The 17,194-nt window shown below is 66.7% G+C and carries 16 protein-coding genes; 10 read left to right on the top strand and 6 right to left on the bottom strand.

Annotation, left to right across the window (positions count from 1 at the left end; genetic code table 11):
- Positions 1-10 precede the first annotated feature (10 nt).
- Entirely contained in the window at positions 11-1,678 is a 1,668-nt protein-coding gene (locus A5756_RS20655; RefSeq protein WP_066956804.1) for a nitrite/sulfite reductase, read from the bottom strand.
- A gap of 242 nt (positions 1,679-1,920) precedes the next feature.
- Here A5756_RS20655 and A5756_RS20650 point away from each other — a divergent pair, with 242 nt between their 5' ends.
- Both A5756_RS20650 and A5756_RS20645 read left to right on the top strand, forming a co-directional pair.
- Positions 1,921-2,556: a TIGR03085 family metal-binding protein gene (locus A5756_RS20650; RefSeq protein ID WP_066956987.1), complete on the top strand. Its 636-nt coding sequence runs from the start codon at positions 1,921-1,923 to the stop codon at positions 2,554-2,556.
- A gap of 460 nt (positions 2,557-3,016) precedes the next feature.
- Positions 3,017-3,832: a 1-acyl-sn-glycerol-3-phosphate acyltransferase gene (locus tag A5756_RS20645; protein ID WP_066956802.1), complete on the top strand. Its 816-nt coding sequence runs from the start codon at positions 3,017-3,019 to the stop codon at positions 3,830-3,832.
- Here A5756_RS20645 and A5756_RS20640 read toward each other — a convergent pair.
- Positions 3,789-5,213: an FAD-binding oxidoreductase gene (locus A5756_RS20640; protein ID WP_066956800.1), complete on the bottom strand. Its 1,425-nt coding sequence runs from the start codon at positions 5,211-5,213 to the stop codon at positions 3,789-3,791. The two genes, A5756_RS20645 and A5756_RS20640, sit on opposite strands and share 44 nt — an antisense overlap.
- Positions 5,214-5,229: 16 nt before the next feature.
- Complete coding sequence (locus tag A5756_RS20635; RefSeq protein WP_066956984.1) at positions 5,230-5,880, bottom strand: polysaccharide deacetylase family protein; 651 nt, start codon at positions 5,878-5,880, stop codon at positions 5,230-5,232.
- Positions 5,881-5,964: 84 nt separating this feature from the next.
- On the opposite strand from A5756_RS20635, the gene A5756_RS20630 reads away from it, so the two are divergent.
- The 8 genes from A5756_RS20630 (at position 5,965) to A5756_RS20595 (ending at position 13,770) form a co-directional block, all read left to right on the top strand.
- Positions 5,965-6,588: a TetR/AcrR family transcriptional regulator gene (locus tag A5756_RS20630; RefSeq protein WP_066956797.1), complete on the top strand. Its 624-nt coding sequence runs from the start codon at positions 5,965-5,967 to the stop codon at positions 6,586-6,588.
- Positions 6,588-8,417 (top strand): alpha/beta fold hydrolase, encoded by a 1,830-nt coding sequence (locus A5756_RS20625; protein WP_232005377.1) that lies wholly within the window; start codon positions 6,588-6,590, stop codon positions 8,415-8,417. The genes A5756_RS20630 and A5756_RS20625 overlap by 1 nt, the downstream gene beginning before the upstream one ends.
- 141 nt (positions 8,418-8,558) lie before the next feature.
- Positions 8,559-9,695: a serine/threonine-protein kinase gene (locus A5756_RS20620; RefSeq protein WP_066956794.1), complete on the top strand. Its 1,137-nt coding sequence runs from the start codon at positions 8,559-8,561 to the stop codon at positions 9,693-9,695.
- 119 nt (positions 9,696-9,814) lie between these two features.
- Entirely contained in the window at positions 9,815-10,111 is a 297-nt protein-coding gene (locus tag A5756_RS20615; protein WP_231989219.1) for a hypothetical protein, read from the top strand.
- Between the two features lie 2 nt (positions 10,112-10,113).
- Complete coding sequence (locus A5756_RS26540) at positions 10,114-11,331, top strand: hypothetical protein (RefSeq protein ID WP_232001954.1); 1,218 nt, start codon at positions 10,114-10,116, stop codon at positions 11,329-11,331.
- 45 nt (positions 11,332-11,376) lie between these two features.
- Positions 11,377-11,790 carry a hypothetical protein gene (locus A5756_RS20605; protein WP_156659729.1) on the top strand — a complete coding sequence of 138 codons (414 nt, stop codon included), beginning with the start codon at positions 11,377-11,379 and terminating at the stop codon, positions 11,788-11,790.
- A 120-nt stretch (positions 11,791-11,910) separates the two neighbouring features.
- Positions 11,911-12,258 carry a hypothetical protein gene (locus A5756_RS20600; protein WP_066956788.1) on the top strand — a complete coding sequence of 116 codons (348 nt, stop codon included), beginning with the start codon at positions 11,911-11,913 and terminating at the stop codon, positions 12,256-12,258.
- 78 nt (positions 12,259-12,336) lie between these two features.
- Complete coding sequence (locus tag A5756_RS20595) at positions 12,337-13,770, top strand: serine/threonine-protein kinase (protein WP_066956784.1); 1,434 nt, start codon at positions 12,337-12,339, stop codon at positions 13,768-13,770.
- Here the strand turns inward: A5756_RS20595 and A5756_RS20590 are convergent, their stop codons facing one another.
- The 3 genes from A5756_RS20590 to A5756_RS20580 are packed head-to-tail and all read right to left on the bottom strand — an operon-like array spanning position 13,771 to position 17,183.
- Positions 13,771-14,772 carry a tocopherol cyclase family protein gene (locus A5756_RS20590; RefSeq protein WP_066956781.1) on the bottom strand — a complete coding sequence of 334 codons (1,002 nt, stop codon included), beginning with the start codon at positions 14,770-14,772 and terminating at the stop codon, positions 13,771-13,773.
- Positions 14,769-15,929, bottom strand: coding sequence for a S9 family peptidase (locus tag A5756_RS20585; RefSeq protein WP_066956778.1), 1,161 nt, complete (start codon positions 15,927-15,929; stop codon positions 14,769-14,771). The genes A5756_RS20590 and A5756_RS20585 overlap by 4 nt, the downstream gene beginning before the upstream one ends.
- Positions 15,930-17,183, bottom strand: a complete 1,254-nt coding sequence (locus A5756_RS20580; RefSeq protein ID WP_066956775.1) for a cytochrome P450 — start codon at positions 17,181-17,183, stop codon at positions 15,930-15,932. It lies immediately after the preceding gene.
- Positions 17,184-17,194: the final 11 nt, after the last annotated feature.

Raw genomic sequence — 17,194 nt, 5'->3', positions numbered from 1 at the left:
TCCTCAACTCCTATCGCAGGTCGGCCTCGTCGGCGCGCAGCGCCCAGGACGCGAAAGTTTCGCCGCCGTCGCGGCCTTCGAGGAATTTGCGGGTCACCCGGTCGATGTAGTCGCCGAGCTCGTCGCTGGTCACCTTGTGCTGGCGCAGCTTTCGGCCGAACCCGCTGGCCTCGCCCAGGCCGCCGCCCAGGTGGACCTGGAAGCCCTCGACGGAATTGCCTTCGCCGTCGTCGATCCACTGGCCCTTGAAGCCGATGTCGGCGACCTGAATTCGCGCGCACGAGTTCGGGCAGCCGTTGAGGTGGACGCTGATCGGCACGTCGAGCTCTGAGTTGACGTCGGCCAGCCGCTGCTCCAGTTCGGGCACCAAAGTCTGTGTGCGCACGCGGGTTTCGGCGAAGGACAGCTTGCAGAACTCGATGCCGGTGCAGGCCATGGTGTTCTTGCGCCACGACGACGGCCGCGACGGCAGGCCCAGGGCGTCGAGCGCGACGACGGTCTCGTCGACCAAGGCGTCGGGGACGTCGAGGATGACCAGTTTCTGGAACGGGGTCAGTCGGGCCCGGTCGGAGCCGACCTTTTCCATCAGGTCGGCGACGGCCGACAGGGTGGCGCCGGAGACGCGTCCGGCGATCGGGGCGACGCCAATCGCGTTGAGCCCGTTCTTGATCTTCTGCACGCCGACGTGGTCGATGGTCTGCTTGACCGGCGCGGGGGCCGGGCCGTCGATGAGCCGACGGTTCAGGTACTCGGTTTCGAGGACCTCGCGGAACTTTTCGACGCCCCAATCCTTGATCAGGAACTTCAGCCGCGCCTTGGCGCGCATCCGCCGGTAGCCGTAGTCGCGGAACACCTGGGTGACGGCCTCCCAGACGTCGGGCACCTCGTCGAGGGGAATCCACACTCCGACCCGCTGGGCCAGCATCGGGTTGGTCGACAATCCGCCGCCCACCCACAGATCCAGGCCGGGGCCGTGCTCGGGGTGGTTGACGCCGACGAACGCGACGTCGTGAGTTTCGTGGGAGACATCCTGCAGGCCCGAGACCGCGGTCTTGTACTTGCGCGGCAGGTTCGCGTACTCGGGATTGCCCATGGAGCGCCGGACGATCTCGTCGATCGCGGGGGAGGGATCGAGCACCTCGTCGAGCGAGTCGCCGGCCAGCGGCGAACCGTGGATGCCACGCGGGCAGTCGCCGCACGCCTCGGTGGTCTGCAGGCCGACCGAGTCGAGCCGCCGCCAGATTTCGGGAACGTCCTCGATGCGGATCCAGTGCAGTTGCACGTTTTCCCGGTCGCTGATGTCGGCGGTGTCGCGGGCGAATTCGGTCGAGATCTGACCCAGGGTGCGCATCGAGTGCGCCGTGAGCGGTTTGCCGTCGGTGCGGACCCGCATCATGAAGTACTTGGCTTCGATCTTGTCGGTGTTGTCGTCGCCGGTCCAGCTGCCGTCGTAGCCCTGTTCGCGTTGCGTGTACAGGCCCATCCAGCGGAAGCGCCCGCGCAGATCGGAGTGATCGATGCTGTCGAAGCCCTGGTTGGCGTAGACGTTGACGATGCGGTCGCGCACGTTCAGCGGCGCGTCGTCATTCTTGATCTTCTCGGTGTCGTTGAGCGGTTCGCGATCACCCAGCGCCCACTGGCCCTCGCTGCGGGTCTTGGCGGGACGTGCTGTGGTCATGTGGTGTGCTCCTTCGCGGTGCGTGGGCTGCAGGGCTGCTGGCCAGGGCATCGACGCGATGATGTTGTCAGTCAGAGGTGAGCGCAGGCGCTCCGTTGCGCCCACGTCTCATGGCTTCATAGTGCCGTGGCTAGGCGGCGGCTGGTAGAGGTCGCGCCGTTGTGAGGACACAACCGTTGGTTGTGTGTGCCCGTTCACGTTTATTGGTCTGGCGCGCAGCGGGATTGCAGTAGCCTGCGGTGGTGTCTGGGCCGACGCTGGACGCGCGGGAGCGGTCCGCGCTGTGTGACCTTTTCGCCGAGCTCGGGCCGTCCGCCCGCACGCTGATCGAGGGCTGGACGTGTCGCGATCTCGCCGCCCATCTGGTGCTGCGAGAGCGCGATGTCGTGGCGGGACCTTGCCTCGTCCTGTCGGGCCCCTTCCAACGGTTCGCCGAGCGGCGCCGGGTCGCGATGGCCCGCCACGATTTCGGGTGGCTCGTCGCGCGGATCCGGTCCGGCCCGCCCGTCGGGCTCTTCCGCATCGGATGGGTACGCGCGCTGGCCAATCTCAACGAGTTCTTCGTGCACCACGAGGACGTGCGCAGGGCTCAGGGATTGGGGCCGCGTTGTTTGGCGTCCGACATGGACGCGGCGTTGTGGCGCAACGTATGCCGCGGCGGGCGTTTTCTGAGTCGGCGGCTTTCTGGTAGCGGGCTCGCCGTGGAGTGGGCCGGCTCGCGAGTGACGGTGCGGCCTGGTTCGGCGGTGGCGCTGCTTCGCGGCGAACCGGGGGAGCTGCTGCTGTATCTCTTTGGCAGGCAAGGCGCGGCGGACGTCGAAGTGACCGGGCCGCCGGAAGCCGTTGCGGCGGTGCGGTGCGCGCACTTCGGGATGTGAGCCGTCGCCTAAGTCACAGGAGCCACAGGCGCCTCTGGAAAAAGCGGCACCCAAAGTGCCCGCCTCATAGCGACAACTCGCGGCGCTGGGCGCCGAGGCCGCCGTTGTCGCTTAGAGGCGGGCACATTGGCATATCCTTCTGAATCGCCGGCTTGTGGTCGACGAGGCTTGCGTCGCTTCCCAATCGCTCCTCTACGACGTCGTATTCACACTTGAACGCTGACAGGCGCTTTCCGTGGGCACCTAAGTCACAGGAGCCACAGGCGCCTCTGGAAAAAGCGGCACCCGAAGGGCCCGCCTCATAGCGACAACTCGCGGCGCTGGGCGCCGAGCCCCGCCGTTGTCGCTTAGAGGCGGGCACATCGGCATATCCCCGCAATTCGGCGGCGGAGAGCCGGGCGGCGAAACGATGTCGGCTCAGATCGGCGGGCGTAGCATCAGCTCATCTGAGGCCATAGACATGAGTCACAACCCCAACGCCTCGACCGACGTCGATAAATGGGACCCCGGTCTGACCGAGCACGTCGTCGCGCTGACCCGCCCGATCGTCAAACGGTATTTCCGTTCCGAAGTGCGCGGCCTGGACAACATCCCGTCGGGACCGGCGCTCGTGGTGGGCAACCATTCCGGCGGGCTCACGACGTTCGACCTGCCGGTGTTCGCCGTCGACTATTACGACAAGTACGGCTACGACCGCCCGCTCTACTCTCTTGGTTTCGACACCATCTTCGCCGGACCGGCCGGTGACTTTCTGCGGCGCACCGGGGTGATCCGGGCGACGCGGGAGAACGCCGCCGAGGCATTGGCCGCCGGTGCCATCGTGTTGGTCTATCCGGGCGGCGACTTCGATGTCTACCGGCCGACGCTGCGGAAGAACACCATCGACTTCGACGGACGAACCGGTTACGTCACCACGGCCATCGAGGCGAATGTCCCGATCGTTCCCGCCGTCTCCATCGGCGGACAGGAAAGCCAGTTCTTCTTGAGCCGTGGCAGATGGCTGGTACGAGCGCTTCGGCTCACCAAGCTGGAGCGCAAGCTGTTCCGAACGGACATCTTGCCGATCACCATCGGTTTCCCGTTCGGGCTCAGCGTGGTCGCGCCGGTGAACTTGCCGCTGCCCACCAAGATCGTCACCGAGGTGTTGTCTCCCATCGACATTGCCAAATTCGCTGATGCGTCCGACATCAACAGGCTCGACGCGCATGTGCGCGGGGTGATGCAGAAGGGGCTCAAAGCTCTTGCCGCTCAACGCCACTTTCCGGTTGTCGGCTGAGCGCTTCAGTGGCGAAGACCACGTCCGGATTGAGAATGCCCGCGGGGTCGAAGCTGTGCTTGATGCGGCGCATCAGGTCGACCTTGACCGGGTCTTCCAGTTCGAGGAAGTACGGGGTCTTGGCGCGGCCCAGGCCGTGTTCGCCGGAGATGGCGCCACCCAATTCCATTGCGAGCGCGAAGATGTCGGTCATGAGTTGCTTGCGCGTGTCGGGGTCCTTACAGAAGATCGCCAGGTGCACGTTGCCGTCACCGGCGTGCCCGCAGCCCGCCGCGGCGCCGCCGGCGGCCACCGCCATGCCGCGCGCGGCGGACAGGAACTTCGGCATCGCGCTGCGGGGCACCACGGTGTCGATGAGGTCGTCGGCCCCGACGGCCTTCAGCGTCCAGAACGCCTTCTCCCGCGCCTCGATCAGCTTGCGCGCCGAACCCCCTTCCAGCACATAGGCATCCACGGCGCCCAGCTCGGCCAGCAGCTCGCCGGCCGTCTCGACGTCCTCGTCCAGCCGCCCGGCGGTCCGGTTCTCAAGGGCCACAACGAGGTAGGCGTCGCAGCTGTCGCGGACGTTGTCGGGGACACCAAGCTCCAGGTTCTGGGTGTGGACGAGCGCCGCCATCGTCACGTTGTCGATGTACTCCAGGATGTAGGGCGCGAGGCCGCTTCCCACCACCTTGGGCACCGCGGCCATGATCTGGTCAAAGTCGGCGAACGGGGCGAGCACGGCGGCGTTGTGGTCGAGCCGCGGATGCAGCTTGACGGTCACCTCGGTGGCCAGGGCCAGGGTGCCCTCGGATCCGACGATGAGCTGGGTCAGGTCGTAGCCGGTGGAGATCTTGGCGATCTTGCCGCCGGTGCGGATGAGTCCGCCGGTCGGCAGCGCCGCCTGCAACCCGACCACGTTGTTCCGCGCGATCCCGTACTTCACCGCGTTCATGCCGCCGGCGTTGGTGCCGACGTTTCCGCCGACGCTGGACGACAGCTCGCCCGGGTGGACCATGTAGCGCAGGCCGCTGTCGGCGGTCGCGACGTCCAGTTCGGTCAGCGTGACGCCGGGTTGGACGACGGCGACCTGGTTGGTGGTGTCGACCTCGAGGACGGCGTTCATGCGCTCGAAGGAGATCACCAGTCCGTCGGCGCGGGGGATGGCCGCGCCCGACAGGCCGGTGCCGGATCCGCGGGCCGTCACCGGAACGCCGTTGTCCGAGGCGGCCTTCAACAATTGCGAAACTGCTTCCGCTGAAGCGGGTTTGGCCACATATGCCGGCCGTTGCGGCGGCTTGGTCAACACCTCGTCGTGCCAGTAGTCCTCGGGGATCGCGTCGCCGGTCAGCAGGTTGTGCTCGCCGACGATCTCGGAGAACCGCGCCGTCATGTCGCTCATTGGGCCTCCCTCCGGTTCACCTTATCGCCGCCGTGAGGTGATCGATGGGGGTTCGCATCCGGCCGCGCACGATCGGCACGCAGCCGTCGGGGAGGTCGGTGGTGACCTCTACGCCGGAATCGCCGAGCTCATCGAGGAATCTCGGTAGTCGCTCCATCGCGCCGGTGGGCAGGTCGTGCAGTACGACCGCGGTGTGCTCATGGTTACGGGTATCGGCGAGCGCCCGGTCGACCCATCCGCTGGGGTCGTCCCAGTCGCGCGGGACGCTGTTCCACAGGACGCAGGTGTACTTCTCCGCGATGAGGTAGTCGACCGCCGTCTGGTTCAGGCAGCGTCGTTCGAGCGCGCCCTCGGTTCCCCACGGCCTGAAGTAGCGATCGGCATCGTTGAACTCGTCCAAAATCTCTTGCGTGCTGCCGATTTCGTGAAGGGTCTCCGCCGCGGAGAGCTCGCCAAGGGGTCGGCCGTGGGTGAAGGAGTGATTGCCGATCCGGTGGCCCTCGCTCACCGCGCGCTCGATCAGCCGGCGTCCCGTCGGCGAGCAAACCCTCTCACCGACGACGAAGAAGATGGCGGACATCTGACGCTGAGCGAGGGCATCGAGGACCCGATCCGTGACACCGGGGGTCGGGCCGTTGTCGAAGGTCAACGTGATTTTTGGTCGCATCACTTCAAAGAGTATCGCGCTGGTCCTTGCCTGACTGATCGATCAGGCAGTAACTTTATTCGGAAGCGACGAGACGAGTCGAGGTTGACCGAAGCGATTTCGAAGACTGGGGAAACCGCCGGTGACACCCGGCAGCGCATCCTGCAGACGACGATGCGCTGCTTCTGTGCGTACGGCTACGAGAAGTCCTCGATGAAGCTGATCTCGGCGAAGGCCGGCGTTTCGCAGACCCTGCTGCACTACCACTTCGAGACCAAGGAAAAGCTCTTCCAGGCGGCCATCGACGACATGGCCAAGAATATGTTCGCCGCGGCGGCGGCCCGGTTGTCGCAGGGACCGCCCGTGCGGGATGGCCTCGGCGAGGCGGCCGGCCTGCTGTACACGCTGTTCATCGACGACATCGACGCGGTCACGTTCATGGTCGAGTTCGCCGCGGCGGCCAACCACAACGAGTTCCTGCGGACCGCGTATGTCGACTATCGCGATACCCAGCGGCGGCAGTTGGGTGAGCTGCTGCGCACCATCGCCGGTGACCAGGCGCCGCAGCGGTCGATCGACGAGGCGGTGCGTCTCTGCGAAATCGTGCTGCTCGGCATGTCGATGCAGCGCCCGTTCGTCGCCGACACTTCAGGCTTCCGCGCCGACTTCGACGCCTTCGCCGAGATGATCGCCGCCCGCTTCACCGAGAGATTGGATTCGACGAGCTGATGAACACCACCATTCAGGCAGTGCCGCCGATGGTCGAAGACGCAGTGACCGGATCCGGCGGCAAACGAATCTTCGTGCGCCGCTACGACAACGACAAGGCCGACTATGTCTTGGTGCTGGTGCATGGCACCGCGGGCAACAGCGAGAGTTACGACGCGTTCGCCGAGCACATGCGCCGCCACTACCGTGCGGCGGTCTATTCCTTCGACCTGACCGGGCATGGCCGCACCGAGGGCAAGCCGGGTGTGTTCAGTTTCGAAGCCTTCCTCGAAGACACCAGGGCGGTCACCGATTACGCCGCACGACGCACGTCCCTGCCCGTCGTCGTGCACGGCGCCAGCCAAGGCGGGGAGGTCGCCTTCCACGCGCTCGACGCGTGCCCGGCCGTGACGGCCGGTGTGTGCATGAACATCCTGTTGAACCACGAGGCGCCAATGAGCCTGCCGATCCGGCTCTTCCGGTCGCCGCTGGCGAAATTCGCGGCGGAGAAGGTGGGCGATCGGCTGCGCGTCCCGCTGCGGCGGTTCATCGACTTCAAGGCCGCCTACCAAGAAGACCCCGGACTGCTGGACACCAAGAAGAACGACCCGCTTTACGTCTGGTCGTACGGGTTCAAGAGCTACCACTCGGTGTTCAACTATGTGCCGCCGAAACCCGCCGCCGCCAACACGAAACCCGTCCTGATCGCCTGCGGCGAGCACGATGAGATTGTCGGTGTCGAGCACTGCCGAGCCTGCTTCGAGCGGATCGGCGGGACCAAGGACTTCTTCGTGATGCCCGGTGGGGGCCATCAGCTCATGTTGTTCGACACCGGCGTCTACAGCCGCGTGATCGACTCGTGGATTCGGCAGCGTGTGCTCGGCGGGGCCCAATCATGGCAGGCACCAGTCGAACCCGAGGAGCGGAGCTACTTCGAATTCCTGGACCGTGAACGGGCCAACGACGCGGCGGGTGAGCCCGAATACCACTATTCGATCATCGATCGCGCGCTGATGCGGATCAGTAACGGCACGATCGAGCGCGGGGTCCGTTACTTCTCCAACGCCGAAGTGAGCGAGCAGTGGCGCTTCACCGCCGATCTCGTCGGCGAAATCGACTACGCCGCATGGGACTTCCTCCGTGACTACCTGCCGCCGGCGAATGGTCAACGCCCGGCGATGGCCGTGGTCGGCTGCGGTAGCGGCGGGGCGATCGCGGGGTTGCTCGAACGATATCCGGAGCTGGGTGAATGGGACGTCGTCGGCATCGACGTCGACTACAAGTCGATCGACGCGGCCCGCAAGCGCTTTGCCGGCAAGACCGGTGTGACCTTCGTCGTCGGCGACGCCCGTAACCCGGAGGTGTTGGGCGCCAATCGGTTCGACCTCGTTTACCTGCACGGGGTCCTTGACCACTGCACCGAGCACCGCCGCCTGATGGACAGCGTGTTTCGCGCGCTGAAGCCGGGCGGCCGGATGTTCTATGTCGCCCCGGATCGCAACCTGTGCACGTGGCTGTGTTTCGTCACGATCGGGCCGCTGTTCGTGTTCGGCCTGCACAAGCCGAACCACGACTTTCGGCGATTCCCGCGCCCGGCCGAGTTGAACGCGATGCTCCAGGACGCCGGTTTCGAGCTGCTGCCGCGGCGCGACCGGCCGGCCGTCCCCGCCATGGTCGGGGTCGAATACAAGTCGGGGATGAATCCGTTTCCCGTCAAGAGGTCGGTGCGCACTCGGGCCCTCGGCGAGGAAATCTTCGAGCACACCGAGCCCAGGTGGTGGCTGGGGAGCGGCTTCGTCGGCGAGTACGCGGGGGCGGTCCACAAACCGCGGCAGAACACCGCTGTTTAACGCCTGTCGAGTAGCGGGTTTCGATTTCGGATTGCGTGGTTATCCCGAACCAGCAGGGAGTCAGCTTTCCGACAGGAGATCGACACGGACCTCCAAGGAACCCAGTCTTACCGCGGCCAGAGCAGTAACGGAGTGCCTCTGGTGCCGGGCGGGCTTCTTGGCGACGGTCGGTACGAACTGCGCGGCGTCCTGGGCCGCGGCGCGATGGCCGAGGTGCGTGAGGGATGGGACCGGAAGCTGAACCGGCCCGTCGCCATCAAGCTGCTCTATCCCGGGGTGGCCGACCGGCCGGACAGCCGGTTGAGGTTCGAAACGGAGGCGCACGCGGCGGCGCGGCTGACCGGCCGCCACGTCGTGGTGGTCCACGACATCGGCGAGCACGACGAGTTGCCGTTCATCGTCATGGAGCGGCTACCCGGCGTGTCGCTGGCCGACCACATCGCCCGCGGGCCGCTGCCACCGGCGTTCGTGCACGTCGTGCTCGACGGTGTTCTCGACGCCCTTGCCGAGGCGCATAGCGCCGGCATCCTGCACCGCGACGTCAAGCCGGGCAACATCTTGTTCAACGCAGCGGGCGAACCCAAGCTCGCCGATTTCGGCATCGCCAAGACGTCCGGCGCCGCCTACACCAGGGCGGGTGAAGTCGTCGGCAGCATGGCGTATCTGAGTCCCGAGCGGCTGACGTCCAAGCCGGCCACGGCGTTCGACGACCTGTATGCCGCGGGCGTGGTGGGTTACGAGGCGCTGACCGGGCGGCGCCCGTTCCCGCAGGAGGACCTGGGCGCGCTGGCACGCGCAATCCTGCACACGTCACCGCCGCCGCTGGTCGCGCTGCGCCCGGACGTTCCACCGCCCCTGGCCGCCGCGATCGAACGCGCGATGGCGCGCGACCCGGCATGGCGGTTCGACCACGCCGGCGCGATGCGAGCCGCGCTCGCCGGCACTGCCCCAGCAGCGATGCCCACTGGCACCCGGGTGATGGAGGCGCCGCCGGCCGCCGTGCTGACCTATACACCCGCCGGTGCGACCCCGGAGCCGGACGCTCCGCGGCGCAAGTGGTGGATCGCGGCGATCGTTGCCGCGTTCTTGTTGGCGCTGCTCCTGTTGGCCATCGATCCGCCGTTCTCGGCGCCACCGCCGACGCCGACCACGACCACCACCACGCCGACGCCGCCGACGACCACCGCCACCACCACGCCCAGCAGCACCGCGGAACCGGCGCCACCGCCCCCACCCGGTCACCCCGGCAAAAAGCCCAAAGGCGGGCACGGCGGCTGACTTGAAAACTCTTCACTCAACGGCGGGGTAACCCCGACGTTTGGGCGGCTTGATTTTGCCTGGCAACAGGGGCATCTGAGTGACTGGCAGGCGCGTGACGTGCAGCCTACGCTCGCGCTGTGCGGCAAACGATGCGTGTGGACAGCGCCGGTGTCGGGGCTATGGCGGCCCGCTGGGGTGCATTGGTGGATGGTCTGGACGGCACGGCCGCGCCAACGGGGCTGTTGTCCTATCAGCCCAGCGCGGCCGCCGTCAACGGTGCCCACGTTGATGTCGCGGTGTTCACCGCAGGGCTGGCCGGTCGGGTGCGTGCACGCGCCATCGGCGTCGGTCAAGCCGATGCGCGCTACATTGCCAATGAAGCTGAATCTGCCACCGACCTCGCTGCGGTAGCTCCGCCGGTGACCAGCGTGTAGCGATGGCGGCGGTTGGCGGGGCTCCTAATCTGTCGGCACTGTTAGCCTGGCCCACCGACCATCTCACCGAGGCGGCCGCTCACTGGGACGCCGTTGGTGAGCGTAGCTATGTTGTCGCCCATCAGGTTTGGCGAGACGCCGCCTCGGTCGATTGGCGCGGCGAAGCCGCCGACGCGTTGCGTCGTGCGATGCATGCCGACCTGCAAGCCACGAGCGCAGCAGTCGACCAGCTACAGGCGGCAACCCGGGTCGCTCGCAGCGGGGCGTCGGATTTGTATGCGGCCCGATCCCGAGTTCGCTACGCGGTAGATGATGCTCGTTCAGCGGGATTCGAAGTGGGCGAGGACCTTTCGGTCACCGACCGCATGGGTGGCGGGTCAGCCGCGGAGCGGGCCGCGCGGCGCGCCGCAGCACAGGCGTTCGCCGGCGAAATCCGCCAAAGCGCCACGCAACTGGTTGGCCTGGATCAGCAAGTCGCCAGCAAAATCACCGCCGCGGTGGCCGGAATCCGCGACACGTTCCCGCAACCTCCCGCCTCTATCGCTCCTCCGCCGGCCCAAAATCGCCATGTCTACGCCGTCGACCGCGTCTGGAAACAAGACGGCAACGGCGGACCGAATCCCGGGCCTACCGGCGGCCCCAGCGGTGACGATATCCGTCGGGTGCTTGAGAGACTGCCTGTTGGCGATCGACCAGACGTCAGGGAAGTGCGTTCTCCGCAAGATCTCGAGAACTTGTGGAAATGGGCCAAACAGCACGGAGTCGAAATGCCGAACGGCTACGGCGACCCCGGCAAAGGGATTCGATACCGGCTACCTGACGGCACGACGATCGGGCAGCGCTGGACCGCCGAGTCCAACGGAAAACCAGTTGTTGACATCAACATTCCCGGTCACGGTGGCTATACAAAAGTTCACATCAATCCGAGAGGTGGGGTACCAGAAATAGCGCTCTCCCCGCCGCGTCCTGCTGGCCCGCCTGCGTCCGGAGAACCTGCTGTCACCCCGCAGGCACCGGTCCGTGCGCCCGTCGAAGCTCCGCCCGCTGTTAAACCCGCCCCAGGCACCCCAGAGGGTGGGGGCGCAATGCCAGGTTTCGGCGGGCTGCCCCCAAACTCCCCTGCGACGGGCCCGCACCCCATCCATATTCCGCATACTTTGGACCACAAATGGCCGCTTCTCGGCGAGATTCCCGAAGAATTCGAAGGCCCACAAGAATGATGACCGAAGCTAACAACCCAAAGAACTGCTACGTCGGAGAAAATGATGATCCAGCCTGATGACCGGCATCTAGGGCACAACAAGCCGGGAATTAACGCCGAAGAGTTCCTGCGTAAGGAGCTGCTGCTCGACGGGCTGGCAATGTGTGTCCCGATGGCGCAGGTCACATCCGTCATGAGACGTCACCACCTCGCCGATACCGTCGAGGATGAGCAAAACTTGGTGCTGCGCACGATTCGATCCCTGCTCGACGACGGCCTCATGAAGATCGGAGACATACTCGGCGCTTCCGATGAACGAGTGGTGCCCTGGGATCTCTCGATCGATGCCGCCATGAAGCGCCTTCGCGATCTTTTCGTCGGCCACTACGACGAGCCCACGCTGTGGGATCTGGCGGTCTGGTTCCAATTGACACCCGACGGCGAAAAAGTGGCCGAGTCGCTGAAAGGCGGGCAGTAGTTCGACCGTTAGCGCGGTCAGCGCTGTCCGCGCCGTACCCGGGCAACAAACACAAAGGCGGGCACGGCGGCTGAGGTCGATATGGGATCGGTAGCTGGCCGGCCGTTGTGTGCTTACGGCATGAGGAAGAAGTGGATGGCCGGCGCGCTGCTGACCGCCGGCATCGGCGCGGGGCTGGCCGTGGGCGTCGCGCAGGCCGACCCGTATGGCCACGTCGGCGGGAACTGCCCGGCCGGGCACACGTGCGGCAGGTGGTGCCCGGGCGAGCGCGTCCCGGACAACTTCATCAGCTGGGACATGGGCGTGTGCCACCTCTATTACTACGACTACCGCGGCGTCGTCGACGCCGACACCGGCGCCGTCTACGGGTGGCCGAGCGGCCCGATCACCGCCACCCCGCGGGCGCCGGCCGGCCCGCCCAACTTCAACTGCGGCCTATTCTGGTGCCCGGTGCCGCCGCACGCGTGAGCCGCCGCACGTTAGGTCGGCGCCCAATTCGGGAACCCGCACGGCTGGACCTTTACGACCTAGCGAAAGGACTGCCCATTGACCTCGCGGCTTGGCACCCGGTTCGGGCCCTACGAGCTGCGATCGCTGATCGGTGAGGGCGCGACGGGCGAGGTCTACCGGGCGCACGACACGGTCAGGGACCGGACGGTCGCGGTCAAGCTGTTGCCTGCCGAGATGGCCGCCGAACCCGGCTTCCAGCAACGCTTTCGGCGGGAGTGCGCTGTTGCCGCGCGGTTGCAGGAGCCCCACGTCATCCCGGTGCACGACTTCGGTTCGATTCATGGCGTTTATTACGTCGACATGCAGCTGGTCGAGGGCGGCAGCCTCAAGGACCTGCTGCGCGAGCGGGGCCCGCTGGAAGCGCCGCGCGCCGCGTCGATCGTGGCGCAGGTGGCACGGGCGCTGGACGCCGCGCACGCCGCCGGGCTGGTGCACCTGGGTGTCCGGCCGGAACACGTGCTGCTGACCCCCGATCACTTCGCGAGTCTCGTCGACTTCGGCATCGGGCATGCCGACGGTTCGTGCGTGTATATGGCGCCCGAGCGGTTCACGACCGGCCGGGTGGGACCGCAGACCGACGTGTACTCGCTGGCCTGCCTGCTCTACGAGTGCCTCACCGGGCATCCGCCGTTCGAGGCCACGGACCCGGCCGAGCTGAAGAGTGCTCACATGTTGTCGCCGGCGCCGCGACCCAGCATCATGCGGCGCGGCGTCGGCCGGGCTTTCGACGACGTCATCGCCCGCGGCATGGCGAAACAGCGTGAGGCGCGGTTCGCGTCCGCGGGTGAATTGGCCCGGGCGGCCAGCGAGGCGGTGAACGCGGCATACGAGCCGGTCGCGGTCGGTGCCGAAGCCGGGCCCCTGCGCACCCGGCCGTTTGAGGCGGTCTATCCGAATCCGGAGGACACCGGCTTCAGCCCGTATCCGCCCGTTGAGCCTTCGCCGCCGGCGCCGCGTCGACCCTTGTTGGGTGGCCGGGCGCCGCTGGTGGGGATCGGGGCGGCGGTGGTGCTGGTGATCGTCGGGCTGGTCGTGGCGCTGGTATCTGCGTTGACGAGCGGCGGCTCGCCGCCGCCGGCCGCTTCGAAGCCTTCGCCCCCGCCGTCTAGCCCACCGCCGCCGAAGACGCCGACGCTGTCTGCTCCGGTGCGAGGTGCCGACGGGTTAGGGTTCGTCGGCGAGACGGCCCGCTGCGACCCGGGGAACCCGCCGGCGGCGGTGGTGCGGACCGCCAAGTCGCTGGCCGTGGTGTGCCAAAACCTCAGCGGCAGTTACTACTACCGCGGCGAACGCATCCGCGACGGCGCGCACATCGAGCTGTCCAACGCGGAGCGCGTGGGGGACGGGTTCGACGTCACCAACCCGGTCGACGGCGTCGTCTACGAGGTGCGCCCGAATCGGCTCCGGATCATCAGCGGCAGCCACGTCGATTCGTCGGAGCCGGTGCTGCAGTACGCGACGGCATCGTAATCACGCCGGCCGGCTGCCGATCTCCAGGCCGGCCAGCTCGCAGGTGCCGTCGAAGATTACGCGGCCGAACTCCCGCACCCTGCAATGCAATCGGCCCGCGAGGTGCTCGAAGTCGGTGTCGATGTTGCGCCGCTGCGCGGGCAGCGGCACCGGCAAGACGTGCGGTTCCGCGCGGGTGCCGTCTCCGTCCAGCTCTATGCGGTAGCGGGGTGTGCGAGCTGACACGGTCCAGCGTCCGTCGCCGACATCCGAGCGCACGGGCGCCGGCGGGGTGACCCGGATGACGCGGTCGCCGAGTCGCACGACGATTCCGGTGACGTCCCTGCGGATCGGGCCGAGCTGGAGCAGCCCTCCTGAGAACGCCACCGAGACGTCGGCGTCGCCGAAATCGTGTGCCTGACCCCACCACCAGCGCTCGGGGAAGCCCGCGCCCCAGTTGCGTTCGGTGTAGAGCCGGGCGTCAGTGAACGACCACGTGCGGTCACGGAATTTGACTGTGCCGGTGGCTTTTCCGCCGAGTCGGTAGGGATGCCAGTATTGGTTGAGAAAGGGGACCGAAGAGAAGACGCCGCCTCCGCCAAAGGCCTTGGGCCAGTTGAACGGATCGGTGAAATGCAAGTCGAAGTGGATGCTGTCGAGGTCGATCGTGAGCCGATCGGTGCTCGCCGCCAGGCGGCAGTCGGGAGCGGTCCCGGCGTGCACGGAGAAGGTGGACGATTCGGCGTGGGCGCCGTCCAGGGCCGCCGAGCGCACCACGTCGCCGGGATGCAGCGCGACCGCGACGGTCGCCCAGTCCCCGTCCGGATTCCGGTTCACGCTGCACAGCGCGACGACCACGCGACCCGAGGCGGCATCAGTCAGGCGCCAGAACCAGCCCTCCATTTCTGTCCCGTGTGAGGGAACCGGATCTCCGAAGGGCACGTCGGCACCGGTGCGCCGATAGGCATGGACCAGTGGGTTGGTCGCGCTCGCCGCTATCCATCGCAGGTAGGAGGTGGTCATCTCTTGTCGGCCAGCCCCGACTGCACGAGCGCGTCGTCGATGAAGCGCTGCACCGGCCGCGAACGGAAGAATCCGGTGTGACCGCCTGGGTACCACTGGATTTCGGGCTTGCCCCAGTGCTCCCAAAGCCGGGTGACCTGGTCGCGCGGGTGCACCAGGCGGTCGGCGAGGCCGGCGTAGATGAAGCGGCCTTTTTTCGGCACGCGCGGGGTCAGTGCCAGCGGAGAGATCATCCGGCCGAGGGGTTTGGCCGAGTTCATCGTGTGGCGCAGGGCGGCGTGGCCGCTGAGGCCGGCGTGGCGGCCGACCAGGTTCACCAGGTCGACGGCCGGCACGCCCAGGATCGCGCAGGCGAGGCCGTCGTCGAGGCTGGCGACCAGCGACGAGATCAGACCGCCGAGCGAGATGCCGTTGACCCCGATTGCCGCGTCGGGCTGTTGCGCGCGGATCCAGGCCGTGAGTCGCCTGATGTCCCAGACCGCCTGGGCGGCGCCGTGGACGTCGTCGAGCACGTCCTCGCTGGGGAATTTCGGGCCGCCGCTTGCTCGGGGGCCATGCATGGGAAGCACGGGAAGCGCGACGTTGAGGCCGAAATCCCGATACAGGTGCCAGGCGTGAAACAGCATGGGGTCGAGCGCGGCCCGTCCCATCTCGGCGCCGTGGATGCAGATCAGCCAGGGCCGCGGCCGGCGGTGCCGGAACATCAGGGCGTATTCGCGGTTGTTGCCGGTGTAGCTGCACCACCGTTCGCGGCCCGGTTCGCCTTCATGGGGCTCGTACTCGCTGGCGAAGGACAGCCGCTCGTAGTTGCGTCCCATGCTGCTGACGCGCTTGACCGTCACGTCGGTGGGGGGTGGGGGCGGGGCAAAGAACCCCTCGGCATTGTCGAGCCAGCCCTTGTCTCCGTAGAACTCTTGTGCAGCAAGCACTTCGCTGTCGATCCGTTCGAGGGTTTTCGCGTCGGGAGCTCGACGCAGCAGGCTGAAGCCGGCCAGCAGGATTTCGTCGCGGAATGCCTGTGCCGCGAGCGCAACGGTGGGGCGGGCCACCGGTAGCTCGTCGGGCTGGCGATCCAGGTAGGTGCCCCACGAGCGGGCGTAGAAGCCGCCGGTCCGGGTGAACGGACCGAGCATTTGCGTGATCGGGTTGGTGGGCATCTAGCCTCGCTTCGCTCCGGGAGTGAAGGTGACCGGCAGCGTGCCCAGGCCGGTCATGCTCGGGTTTCCCAGGTATTGCTGGACGTTTTGCACGTCGACTTCGTAGTCGGGGATGCGGTCGAGGACGGCCTTGACCATCACCTCGGCCATCAGCCGCGCCAGGTGCGAGCCGATGCAGCGGTGCGGGCCGAGCCCGAAGGCGAGGTGACGGTTGGGCGTTCGGTCCATGATGATCTCGTCGGGGTTTTTGAATTCTTTTTCGTCGTGGTTGGCGGACAGCCAGCTGATCACGACCCTATCGTTCTTGCGGAGGTGTTGGCCGCTGAGTTCAACGTCGTGAGTGACTGTGCGGCTGAGGGTTTGGTTGACCGAGAAGTAGCGCAGAAACTCGTCGGTGGCGGTGCGGTAGAGCTCCGGGTGGTCGATGAGTTGTTGTCTCATGGCCGGGTGGTTGCCTAGGTATTGGAGCGTGAGCGCGGTCTGGGAGGTGGTGGTGTCGACACCGCCGCCGATGAGGTTCCAGAGGATGTTGAGCAGCTGTTCGTCGGTGAGGCGCTGGCCGTCGAACTCGAACTGGATGAGGAAGCTGGTCAGGTCGTCTTCCGGTTCGGCTCGTCTGCTGGCCGCGTACTCGAGGACTTCTTGCATCATGGCGGGGACTTTGGCGACGGCGTCGAGGTACTCCGGGCTGTCCTGCGGGACGGCCATGACGGAGTGGAACAGGTTGGCGTAGAGGTGCCAGTTGTCGTGCGGCAGGCCCATCAGCTTCATGGTGAGGATGGCCGGGACCGGGCTGGCGTAGTCGAGAACGAGGTCCATGCGGCCGTCTTCGATCTTCTGGTCCAGGAACTCATGCGCCTTTTGTTCCATGAAAGGCTTGAGTCTCTGTAAGGCGCCGGGGGAGAGGAACGGGGCTAGCGCGTGCCGTAGGGCTAGGTGGTAGGGGCCGTCGACTTCGCCGATGCCCAGCGCCGGTTGACCTTCGGGGCGCGGGACGCCCATCTCTCCTTGATAGTCGACGCCGTCTTCGGCGTTGGGCTCGTACTTGTGGGCGAAGGTGTCGCCGTCTCTGGCCGTGTGGCTGACCGCGTCGTAGCTGCTGAGGAACCAGAATCCGCCGTAGTTCTCATTCCAGGCGACCGGGCAGCGTTGCCTCAGCTCGGCGTTGATGGCCAACTCGTTGAGGTTGAACGCGTCGGAGTGATGGTCGAAGTCGACGATGGCGTCGTCGCTGACGTCGGGACGTGTTGCCATCTGGTTGGTCC

Origin of the sequence: Mycobacterium sp. 852002-53434_SCH5985345 (genome assembly GCF_001667155.1) — a bacterium.
Lineage (GTDB): Bacteria > Actinomycetota > Actinomycetes > Mycobacteriales > Mycobacteriaceae > Mycobacterium.
This window is presented reverse-complemented; position numbering and strand designations above follow the sequence as displayed.